At 56.0% G+C, this 9,987-nt stretch carries 6 protein-coding genes and 3 pseudogenes; 5 read left to right on the top strand and 4 right to left on the bottom strand.

What is annotated here, in order from left to right:
* Positions 1 to 53: 53 nt before the first annotated feature.
* Positions 54 to 542 (bottom strand): annotated as a pseudogene (locus KO490_RS03985) (integrase core domain-containing protein); the annotation flags it as partial.
* A 217-nt stretch (positions 543 to 759) separates the two neighbouring features.
* Between KO490_RS03985 and KO490_RS03980 the strand changes: the two are divergent.
* From KO490_RS03980 to KO490_RS03965, 4 genes are all read left to right on the top strand, one after another.
* On the top strand, positions 760 to 2,205 hold the full coding sequence (locus KO490_RS03980) for a hypothetical protein (RefSeq protein WP_216018116.1): 1,446 nt from the start codon (positions 760 to 762) through the stop codon (positions 2,203 to 2,205).
* A gap of 218 nt (positions 2,206 to 2,423) precedes the next feature.
* Positions 2,424 to 3,065, top strand: coding sequence for a hypothetical protein (locus tag KO490_RS03975; RefSeq protein WP_216018115.1), 642 nt, complete (start codon positions 2,424 to 2,426; stop codon positions 3,063 to 3,065).
* Entirely contained in the window at positions 3,065 to 4,873 is a 1,809-nt protein-coding gene (locus KO490_RS03970) for a hypothetical protein (protein WP_216018114.1), read from the top strand. The genes KO490_RS03975 and KO490_RS03970 overlap by 1 nt, the downstream gene beginning before the upstream one ends.
* A 229-nt stretch (positions 4,874 to 5,102) precedes the next feature.
* The gene (locus tag KO490_RS03965; protein ID WP_216018113.1) at positions 5,103 to 6,314 is read left to right on the top strand and encodes an OmpA family protein; all 1,212 of its coding nucleotides are present in this window, start codon (positions 5,103 to 5,105) and stop codon (positions 6,312 to 6,314) included.
* 56 nt (positions 6,315 to 6,370) lie between these two features.
* Here KO490_RS03965 and KO490_RS03960 read toward each other — a convergent pair.
* From KO490_RS03960 to KO490_RS03950, 3 genes and pseudogenes are all read right to left on the bottom strand, one after another.
* A pseudogene (locus KO490_RS03960) lies at positions 6,371 to 7,105 on the bottom strand (IS5 family transposase).
* Positions 7,106 to 7,226: 121 nt separating this feature from the next.
* Complete coding sequence (locus KO490_RS03955) at positions 7,227 to 7,877, bottom strand: thermonuclease family protein (protein ID WP_216018112.1); 651 nt, start codon at positions 7,875 to 7,877, stop codon at positions 7,227 to 7,229.
* 399 nt (positions 7,878 to 8,276) lie between these two features.
* Positions 8,277 to 8,456, bottom strand: a pseudogene (locus tag KO490_RS03950) (integrase core domain-containing protein); the annotation flags it as partial.
* 112 nt (positions 8,457 to 8,568) lie between these two features.
* Between KO490_RS03950 and KO490_RS03945 the strand changes: the two are divergent.
* The gene (locus KO490_RS03945; protein WP_216018111.1) at positions 8,569 to 9,801 is read left to right on the top strand and encodes a serine hydrolase; all 1,233 of its coding nucleotides are present in this window, start codon (positions 8,569 to 8,571) and stop codon (positions 9,799 to 9,801) included.
* The last annotated feature ends 186 nt before the right edge of the window (positions 9,802 to 9,987 follow it).

Here is a 9,987-nt window from a genome sequence, read left to right as displayed (position 1 = left end):
ATGCTCCATCCTACTCAGGAGTTGGAGCCTCCGGCAAACCCGGAGCGGTTCATAGTGTGGGGGCGGTGCTGGTTGTAGTCGTCGCGCCACGCCTCGATCAGGTCGCTGGCGTGGCGCAGACTGGCGAACAGGTGCTCATTGAGGCATTCTTCACGCAGCCGTCCATTGCAACTCTCGATGAAGCCATTCTTCATCGGTTTTCCCGGAGCGAGGTAGTGCCATTCGACCCGGCGTTCATCCTGCCATTTGAGGCTGGCGTTAGAGGTCAGCTCCGTGCCGTTGTCGCTGACCACCATGCATGGATAGCCGCGCACCCGAGCGATGCTGTCGAGCTCACGGCCAACGCGCTGCCCTGACAGCGAGGTGTCCACGACTGCGGCCAGGTATTCCCGGCTGAAGTCGTCGATGGCGCAGAGCACCCGGAAGCGCCGACCATCGGACAGGCTGTCTGACACGAAGTCTAGCGACCATCGCTGGTTCGGCCCCTGCGGGATCGTCATGGGTGCCCTGGTCCCTAGGGCCCGCTTGCGACCGCCACGTTTAGCTCGAAGCACGCCCTGCGCCCCAGGGAAGTTCCTTTTGTCAACAAGACCTATTGAAAGAAAGACTAAGCCGACAGTCGTTTTCAGTAGGTTACGCAACAGCCACACTTGGTGAAAAAAAAGGTGATTATTCTCGAGAACATCAGATTTCTGCTGCTGAATTTGCGAACCAGACCTAAAGGCACAGGAGTTGCCGATCTGCGAATTGAGGTTATAGATGCCCGTGCTCGACAAGTTAAAAACTATGCTGCGGTCGGATGACTTGTTGCCCTCGCTTTCTATCTTCCCAGCCATCGACCACGCAAAGATCCGGAAGGACCTAGAGCTCGATGCGGAGGGTGCGAAGCGCGGCGCGCGTAACCTCCCAGCGTCAGAGACGACGACCCCCGATCATATCGAAGCCTCGATTGTATCCCGTATTGAGGAGAGCCGACGCAGCGGTCTCGAGAATTTCGAGAATAATCGGCAGGTCTACAATGAGCGACTAGCACGTGCGGGGGCACTGCGTAAGGAAGTCGAGATTGTTGCCGGCAAAGCAAGTGGCGATTATCAAGCCGCAGTGCGTGGCTGGAAGATGGTGATGACTACTTCTACAGAGCGCCTTTACGAGACCTATCAGCACCGTGAAGTTTTTCGGGAACGTCACGCGCTCAGCCGCCCAGCCAAACATTTCGAAGGTTGGGTGAAGTTCGTCGCAACCACGATCATCTTTGTAGCGATCGAGGCAGGCCTCAACATGTTCATGTTTTCCAGCGGTAACGAACAGGGCATGGCAGGTGGGCTATTGACGGCGACAATCTTCTCAGCAGTCAATGTCGCGATTAGCCTTCTTTTTGGTGTTTGGGCTTGTGGACTTAATCACAGTAACTTCGTCAGGAAGTTCTTGGGACTTTTGAGCTTCGTTTTTTGGATAGCTTTCGCACTACTTATTAATCTTACGATTGCACACTTTCGAGATCTCATCGATTCTGGGGTGGATTGGGGTGCGGCTGTTCGGCAAGCTTTGCCAGCTATGAGCGCCGATCCGCTCGGGCTTTCCAGCATGGACAGCCTTTTTCTTGTTCTCATAGGCGGACTCATCTCCACCTTGGCCTTCATCAAAGGCTGGCATGCCTTCGATCCTTTTCCGGGATATAGCAGGGTGGAGCGCGACCTCGCAGCTGCGCGCGCTCATCATGCTCGCGAGTTCGAGGAGGCATTCCACGAGCTGACCGACAAGCGAGACGACGCAATTGATGAGCTGCGCGACGCTGATCAGGAAGTGCGGGATGGCATTTCGCAGGCAATTGACGCGCTTTATGGTCACTCGACGCTGAACGCGCATCTACGAACATTTCTTGACCAGTGCGACACAAAGCTTGCCTATCTTTTGGCGGTCTACCGCGATGCGAACGTTGCAGCGCGTAGCGAGCTAGCTCCGCCCAGTTTCACGCACAGCCATCGATTCAGCTCTTTCGACATCGGTGTTCCTGCTGATGACGCGCGCCGTCAGAATGCCGAAGCGGAGGCGGAGAAAGTTACATCGACAGTTGAAAGAGCAATCGCTGAAATCTTCGCGAACTTCAGCAGTGCGATTGATGAGTTCCAGCTGCCTGAGGAGATACAGCAAGGAGCACTGCGCCGGTCTGCGGTAGCAAATACTAGCATCGGGGGCATGTCCTGATGGCCTACGGCAAGTCAAAGAGGAGGAGAAGCTCTTCTAAAAGGCCTAGCCGGATGTCCTCAAGACATAGAGGTGACGGCAACAGAGGCACGGCCATAATGGTGGCGGGTGCTATAGTAGCTGTTTTGCTCCTCGGGGGTATCTTCTGGTGGTCTAATAAACAGGCCGCTGTCTATGCCACAGACGACACAACCCTTTGTCCAGTGGAGACTGGTCCTGTGGCAGAAACTGTCATACTCCTCGATCTGACTGATCCGCTCTCGCCCGCGCAGCATACTCAGCTGCTGGCCTGGCTTGAGAAGGAGATTGACGACGCTCCGCGCGGCACGCAGTTTACCATGGGGGTTGTCAGTGAAGATTCAGCCGACTGGGGTGCAACTAGCCCCCTCTGTAAACCGCAGGATGCTTCGTCTGCCAACAGCTTCACCCAGAATGCTCGGCTGATAGACGAGCGCTATCAAGAAAGATTCCTGAAGCCGCTACAAAGCAATCTGTCGCGTATGGTGAAAGCTTCTGGTGCAAGCCGTTCACCTATCATGGAAAGCTTACAAGCGCTCGTGACCGATACGCCCGGTTTCGTCACAAGCAACGTCCCGCGCCGGCTCGTTATGGTAACGGACCTGCTGCAACACAGCGACGCTCTCAGTTTTTATAGCGGTGGGGACTGGGCCAGCTTCCGCCGCTCGGCTGCCTACCAGCGGATGGGCTCGACGCTTGGAGGTGCGGAAGTGCAAATCTACCAGGTGCCGCGCTCAGCCGAAGGCGTAGATGATCCCGCCGCCCTTGAGGATTTCTGGCTACGCTATTTCGAAGTTCAGGGTGCGCATGCTCCCCATGTGAAACGGCTTGGAGACCTCTGATGGTGCAACGTAAACCTAATCGCATCTACGGCAAGTCTGGCCATCCTGCGATCGAAGCACTCCCATTGGCAGTAGCGTTCGTAGTTGGAGTGGCGGGCTGCATTGCATTCAAATTCTTGCCGTTTCATCACCTCGTGGGCGCGCTCTTCGCCGGGGGCGTGCTCGTCTGCTATGCATTTTACACTTATCTAGCGACCGAACTGCGCCTAGATGCAGAGACTATCGGCGACAACTGCTACTATCTCGGTTTCCTCTTCACTTTAACCTCGCTTGCGGTGACGTTGTATTTTGTCATTGAGGCGCCCTCGGCTAGCCGTGCCGACCTGATCCCCGAGATCATCGCGGGTTTCGGTGTTGCGCTCTCCTCTACTATCTTTGGGGTGTTCCTTCGGGTGTTAATGATGCAGTTCAAGGTGGACGTAGAGCGCCGTGAGCGCCGAGAACGTCTTGAACTCAATGAGGCCTCCCGACGTTTTCGCACCGAACTAGGCATCAGCCTCGATCTGATCAAAGCATTCTCAGTCGAGAGCTTGCAGCATGGCGCCGAGCGCGAAAGCCGCATGCAAGAGGCCTTTGACAAGCTTCTTGCCGACATGCAGCTGGAACTTCTGCAATCGGCACAACAGTTCGGACCGGCACTGCGCGAAAGCGTGCAGAAGCAAACGGAAACATCGCTAACCATGGTGTCCACTGCCGTGAACGAGTCAAGCGCGCTTGCGGCCAACAGCATACGGACTGCCATGACCGAGATGACCGCAATTGCAGCGGAGCTTTCGAGCCAGAACACAGAGGCTGCTGAAAGGGTTGGCAAGAGCGTGGCAGTCCTCGGAACGACCGCTGAAGCGATTTCATCGAACTCCGCTACGACCTTGGCTCGACTGCTCGAGACTCAGGAGTCAACTAGTAGGTTGGCGGAAACCTTCAGTCGTGAGGTGAGCGAAGGGACTGATGCGATGACTCGGGCGATGAAGAATGCTCGTCAGCGCCTAGAGAATGGCGCTCAAGGCTTTTCAGATGTCGCGGGAAGAGCCGGTGCTTTGCTGGAGGAAGGGACAGAGAAGTTCGCTCGCAGTTTCGATAATGCCAGCAAAACGGTTGATGACGCTGGCATGCGACTTGCGCAAAGCACGGATACGGTTACCGAGGGTTTCGCTGCCCGCGCTGAAAAAGTGCTTGACGACGGTTCCGAAAGGGTTAGCCGGAGTTTCGCTTTGACCATCGACAAGATTGATGAAGCTGGCGAACGTCTGGTGCAGCAGATTGATACAGCGGGTGCGGAGGTCTCCAATCGCGCTGATAGAATGCTGGACGATGGTTCCGAAAGGGTTGGCCGCAGTTTCGCCACGGCGATCGACAAGATCGGCGTAGCCGGGGAACGTTTGGTGCAGCAGATCGATATAGCAAGTGCAGGTTTCTCCAATCGCGCTGACAAAGTGCTGGACGACGGAGCCGAGCGGGTCGGTCATGGTTTCGATACAACCATCAAAAAGGTTGAAGAGGCTGGCAAGCGCTTGACGCAACAAATTGAAGAAGCAAGCATAAGAGTGACAACTCGGACTGACACACTGCTAGAGCAGGGAGTGGATAAGGTTCACCGCAGCTTGGACACTACTGCAAATTCTGTAAGTGAGGCTGGTGAGCGTCTGGTCGAGAGGATCGATGCTGCCCACATGGATAGCCCGCACATTCCTAGCACTTCCGCTGTAGTATCCACATCCTCTGAAACTACCGGAGGAGATTCATCCCCGGCACTGACAGGCACGAACTCGGCATTATCTTCCGGGCAAACGCCGTCGTTTGATCCTTAAATCGGGGGCAGGCATGGAACTCCATAGTGAAGCCTTGCAACTCTGGAAATGAGTAGTCTGCACTATGGGTGGCTACCTTGATTACCCAGCGGGATACCCATTGTCATGATCGCGGTCGACGCTAGTTACCTTCTGCCCCTCATAGGGGAAATTGACGAGTGGAGAGATCTTTATGCCTCGTAGTAACCCCGGCCTCGGCTCTAGCCGTGACTATAAGCGCGGCGCCGTCATGGGGCTAACTGTAGCTGAAGCTTTTATCCTACTAAGTTTTGTTCTGCTCCTGCTTTTCACTTGGTGGCAAGTCGATACTGAGAAGCGCAGTCTTCGCTTGCCGGATGGGCTTGTGGAGATGACAGCCGAGCAAAAGTCAGAAATTCTATCCAGGCTTATCGATGGCACATTCGAACTCGCAAAAGCGCTACACGAGGCAGGTTTAGGGCCTCAAGACCAGGCTGCTGTCGAGAATACTTCTAACTACGCCCATTTCATGCGTGATGAGGATTTGAAGCGCCTTCTGTCGAATGCAGTCGAACTGTCACCAGACACCCGGTTGCAGCTGAGTGATGCTGTCGAGATCACACCAGAGGCTGAGCTTATTCATGCACTCGAAAGTCTATCGGATGGAACATTCGATCTCGCTAAGGCGCTTCGAGGGGCGGGTCTTGACCCACAGGATCAAGCCGCTATCAAAGATGCCATGAACTATTCCCGCTTTATGCGCGAAGAGGATCTAAAACGATTGATGGCGGGTGCCGTGGAACTACCTCCAGGCACACGCCTCAAGCTGAGCGAGGTCGTGGAGATAACCCCCGAGACCCGCCTGCGCGTGGCGCTTGATGATCTTCTCAAACCTGAGGAGGCGGTTGCAACCGCGAGCCAACGGCTAGCCGAGGCAGCCCGGGCGGAAGAAGGATTAGTCGCTATGCTAGAACGCGAGCTCGGTGCAAGCATTCGGGCCGCAGGCGGTGAGCTTCGTGCGGATGGGACAATAATCCTTCCGCAGAATGTCCTCTTCGATGGGGGAAGTGACCGCATCAAGGACCCAGCGTTCCTGAAAGATTTCTGCTCTCCTTGGGTAAGCACCCTGAAGTCTTCCGAACTTGATATTTCGGAGCTAAAGATCGAAGGGCATGCGTCTTCCGAAGGTCAGCCAGGACAAAATGCCTCGCAGGCTTATCTTTATAACTTATCTCTCTCTCAGCATCGGGCTCAAAATGCTCTAGAGGTTTGCTTGGGCGGATTGGCTGATCCGGCGATCTTGGACTGGGCTCGTGGTCGCCTGTCTTCGACCGGGTATTCTTCCGCTCGATTGGTTATGGACGATAGTGGTATAGAAGACCGAGAAGCCTCTCGCCGGGTAGAGTTCTCTATGGAGATGAACCGCGAAAAGCTGCTCAATGAGATCAGTGAGGATTTGCGTGGTGAAGCAGTGCGGTTTTGAACTATTCGGCCTTTGGCGATATCTCTGCACCGCTCAAGTTTATCCGGGCTCAGGACTCATAGCCAGTAGATGACGATAGCGGCGAGTGCGACGGCTGAGAGGAAGACCTTCGGGTATCTGTCGTAGCGTGTGGCAGCGCCCCGCCAGTCCTCAAGCCTGCAGAACATGATCTTGATCCGTTTCCGACGTTTGTATCGGCGGTTATCATACTTTACCTGCATGTTCCGCTGCTTCCGTCCGGGAATGCAGACACGTATTCTCGTGTCTTTCAGAGCTTCTCGGAACCAGTCGGCATCGTAGCCGTGGTTCCCGAGCAGCCAATCAACATCCGGAAGGCTATCGCACAACGCGCGCACACCTATGTAATCGCTCGCCTGTCGTGCCGTGACGAATAGGTCAAGCGGACGCCTCTGGCTTTCGCAGATGGCAGGAAGTCTCGTATTCATTTCACCTTTGGTCCGTCCAATCAGGCGAACACGGCCTTCTTCTGACGCCCAGACTGGACGTGGTTCGGTGGGTCTTCAGATAGGCGGCGTCGATCATTACGGTCTTCTTCTCGCCCTGATCGGCAGCCAGTCCCGCCATCATCTTCGCGAAGGTTCACCGGTTGTAAAACGTCTTGGGGGGCCGTAGGCATCCGTCGCATATCGCCAACGCAACCCACTAAGGTTGATGAAGATGATTTTGCTCAGGCCGCGCCGATCATCAACACGGGGCTTGCCATGGGAATCCGGGAAATAAGGCTACAGATGCGCGATCTGCGCATCGCGCAGCCTAAAGAGATCAGACATATCACTGCTCAGCCTTCCCGCGATGAGTCATGCATTTCCGCTTAGATCAATGGGTCCTGAGGCTGGCAGGAGGTGCCAGAGCCTTCAATGTTTACACACCCCGCTCTCAGGTCCGAAATGGCTATTTCCAGAAGGGTGCGCGCCAGCCGGCAGCCACAGCTTCAGCCTCGTTACAAAACCAGCGTTCGCCTTTCGCCTCATCGATCCTGGTGCGCGAATAAAAGGGCGACCACGGTGTATGGTAGATGCGGTCCCCGTCGCCGGCAATATTTCCCTTGATTGGACAATCCTTACGAGGCGATTCATACGCCGCTACGGCCCAAGCATCAGAACGAAAATCCCATGCGGTCTGCGTATCTTCCTGCCAGATGCCGACGCGTAATGACCGCGCAGCTTCTTCGTCCATTGCATAATCATCAGAATATTTGCGATAAGACCAAGCAAGGCCTCGCTTTACCAGACTGGCGCCGATATCGGTGCCATTCACCTCGCAGCTTGCCACGATACGTCCATATGCATCGCGGTCACGGGCTACACAGGTGACTTCGTGGCCTTGGGCGAGTGCGATTGCCGCCTCAGTCGCGGCCTTTCCACAATTCCAATCACCACCTCCCCGCGCCGAGCATCGCTGTTCTGTTTCGGGAGCATCGATCCCGTGGATCCGAATGGTGATATCACCCAAGCGCAAAGTGTCGCCATCGACAATATTGGCCGTGCCGGTGATGCTAGAATTCTGACCAGCCGCAGAAGCGCATGTCAGCAGAAGTCCCAAGGTGCAGTAAGCTAAGCGCGATCCGATCCTCCCGAACGAAAATCTCACGACCATAGATCTATCTCTCGCAGATTATTACGACTGCAGCGATATACTCTATCGTGATCCAAGGTGAAGACCTGACCTAATGTGCGTTTGGGCCACAAACTGGGGCAACGCCATAGATGACTCCTGCAACGAGTGAAACAAGTCTTGTTTTCGACTGAAACAGAATTGGCAAACATGTCCCGGTTCACTTTGCTACTTTATGACTCTCAGCGACATTGTTGCAGAAAGAGCGCCTGAGGGATGAGTGTCCCTTTCCTGTTCAGGTGCTGTCCACTCGGACAACCTCCGCGGAGCCGAGCGCGTTGAAGCGGTTGATGAGGGCTGACCTGCTCCTCATAGAGGCCGTGCTTTTTAGTTCGCTCTGTTCAGTGTTTGGTCCTTTATTGACCGTTGGTGATACTCCCACGGGGTGAGCCCGTCGAGGCTCGTGTGGGGGCGGTTGTGGTTGCTGTCGTCGCGCCAGGCCGAGATAGGCTACCGGGCGTGGCGCAGGTTGGCGAACAGGTGCTCGTTGAGGCACTCGTCGCGCAGTGCCACGCACACAGCGACAGTCTGCGCACTGGTATCGAGAGACCATGATGGAACGCCGCTTGCACATCGTGCAGAAGTGCCGTCTCATCTGGGAAACGGATGGAGGACGGCAATGACCCACAGCCCGCTGTATCGGACACGTATCGTGCTGACACTGGGAAGTCTCTGCTTGGCTTTGCCAGGCGCCCTGCATGCCCAAGACTATCCCCACGCTGACGAACCCATCGGCAGCGTCGAGGATGTCTATAACGGGCATCTGACGCCAGACATAGCGGCAAGCACCTTTCGCAATATCGACCGCCTGTTTCCGACCCGGGCCATTCCGGCTGGCGACAGTCCCCGCCCGCTTCCCAGCTCTCCTGTCGATCTGCCGACAATGGTCAGCTATCAGGTCGGCGATCAATCCTATGACCTCTACGATTTCTTGTCTCTCGACAACGTCACCGGCATGATCGTTCTGAAGGATGGGAAGGTCGTCTACGAAACTTATCAGCGCGGCAACACGCCAGAGACGCGCTGGATGTCGATGTCGGTGGCCAAGTCGATCACTTCGACCCTGGTCGGTGCTGCGATCGTCGATGGCCACATCCAGGGGCTGGATGACATGGTCACCGACTATGTTCCGGCGCTTGCCGGTAGCGCTTATGACGGGGTCACCATCCGGGACATCTTGTTGATGGCCTCGGGCGTGGAATGGAACGAGACTTATACGGACCCGGACTCCGACCGTCGCGACCTGTTGCGCGCGCAGATCGAACAGCGTCCCGGCTCGGCCATGGAGGTGATGGCCGCGCTCCCACGCGCGCATGATCCCGGCACGCATCACACCTATTCTACCGGAGAAACTCAGGTTCTCGGCGAAGTTGTTCACGGCGCCGTGGGCATGCCGCTGGCCGACTATCTTGCAGAGAAGATCTGGCAGCCCTACGGGATGGAATCCGATGCCAATTGGTGGCTGGATAGCCCCGATGGTGTCGAGATTGGCGGCAGCGGCTTGTCGGCCACGCTACGTGATTTTGCCCGCTTTGGGCAGTTCTTCCTGGAGGGCGGAGAAGTCGATGGCAATACCATCCTGCCCGAAGGATGGACGGAAGCCGCCGGTAAGCCGCAGAAACTGAAAAGCGGAGAGACCATCGAGTATGGCTATATGTGGTGGCCGGGCTGGACCGAACCATCCATTGCCGATGGGGCTTTCGCCGCAATCGGCATCCAGGGGCAGAACATCTACATCAATCCTGAGCGGAATGTCGTGATTGCCACGCATATGGCGCAACCCAAGCCTGTGGGTCGCGAGCCGGTGGATCCGCTGGTTGTGTTCGATGCCATCTCGATTGCACTGGATTGATAGGCGTCCGGCAACTGGCGTATCGCATGCAGCCCGTTGCGATGGCCCATGAAACCGGACCAGAGGACACTGCATGATCGGCGATTACTGAAGAACGAACCGTATCTGCGGCGGATCATGGGCGTGACGATCTTTGCAGCGAAAGGCGGGGTTTCAGTTCTCAGGCCTAGGGTCAGGACCCATTAA

Origin of the sequence: Paracoccus sp. C2R09 (genome assembly GCF_018860625.1) — a bacterium.
Lineage (GTDB): Bacteria > Pseudomonadota > Alphaproteobacteria > Rhodobacterales > Rhodobacteraceae > Paracoccus.
The sequence above is the reverse complement of the archived record's forward strand: the minus strand, read 5'-3'. Positions and strand labels throughout refer to the sequence as shown.

Coding starts and splice junctions, on each gene's coding strand:
- KO490_RS03945 (WP_216018111.1), top strand. CDS start 8,569: ATGACCCACAGCCCGCTGTATCGGACACGTATCGTGCTGACACTGGGA.
- KO490_RS03965 (WP_216018113.1), top strand. CDS start 5,103: ATGGGGCTAACTGTAGCTGAAGCTTTTATCCTACTAAGTTTTGTTCTG.
- KO490_RS03970 (WP_216018114.1), top strand. CDS start 3,065: ATGGTGCAACGTAAACCTAATCGCATCTACGGCAAGTCTGGCCATCCT.
- KO490_RS03980 (WP_216018116.1), top strand. CDS start 760: ATGCCCGTGCTCGACAAGTTAAAAACTATGCTGCGGTCGGATGACTTG.